Raw genomic sequence first — 807 nt, 5'->3', positions numbered from 1 at the left:
TGATCGCTTCAATCCGCATGCTCACGCGCAGAACCGCAAGATATTGCTTCGCTTGAGAAACTTCTGAATCAGGCACTGAGAAACGCGGCGGAATAGCCTTCGGCACAGGGTGATAGATTGTCGAGGAGCGGTATTTGTGAAACAGGACCACCGGGACTGCGTTGCCCGCTGATGGACATGTATGTCTCATGGCGGATCAATGATCCTAATGGATTGCGAAAACCTTTCGCCGTACGGATGCTCACCGGATCGATTTCGATGTGAACATCGGGGATGTGAACGCCTTTCCATGTGTCATTCTGGTCGCGCTCAAACGTTATGAAATCTGATTCCAGCATCACGGCATATTTCTTGCCGCCTACCTTGCATAGCAGCATCCGCTCCTCCTCGTCATCGCGTGGAAGGAGCATCGTCATGACGATGCCTTGAGTGATCGGGCCAACGAAGCATTGGGAAGGTTTTAACATGGCGGTTCCTATCGGCGCTGTAACGGCTCACTGGCCTGCTGCCGGTTTGGCGGACACCAAGATAGGCTCATTCAAGCTACACCAGCTTGTGTTTCGAAGTCGATGGGGCTGAGATACCCCAAGGTTGAGTGCCGGCGTGTCGGATTATAAAATCTCTCGATATAATCGAACACATCGGCTCGGGCCTGATCTCGCGACCGGTAGACCTTCCTCCTGATCCGTTCGGTTTTGAGAGAGGAGAAGAAGCTTTCCATCGCAGCATTGGGGAGTGTCAGGATTTCCGTGTGCGGGCGGGCGGTTGATCATCAGGCCGCCATGGCTCTGATGAAACGTTCGCCGA

At 53.5% G+C, this 807-nt stretch carries 1 protein-coding gene and 1 pseudogene; both read right to left on the bottom strand.

The annotated features are described in order from the left end of the window. Positions 1 to 68 precede the first annotated feature (68 nt). Positions 69 to 467: a hypothetical protein gene (locus V2I08_RS20545; RefSeq protein ID WP_349636589.1), complete on the bottom strand. Its 399-nt coding sequence runs from the start codon at positions 465 to 467 to the stop codon at positions 69 to 71. Positions 468 to 538: 71 nt separating this feature from the next. Next, positions 539 to 730, bottom strand: a pseudogene (locus tag V2I08_RS20540) (IS3 family transposase); the annotation flags it as partial. Positions 731 to 807: the final 77 nt, after the last annotated feature.

Origin of the sequence: Sphingobium sp. MK2 (assembly GCF_040170545.1) — a bacterium.
Classification (GTDB): domain Bacteria; phylum Pseudomonadota; class Alphaproteobacteria; order Sphingomonadales; family Sphingomonadaceae; genus Sphingobium.
Note: the sequence above shows the minus strand (reverse complement) of the source record. Positions and strands in the feature narration are given on the sequence as shown.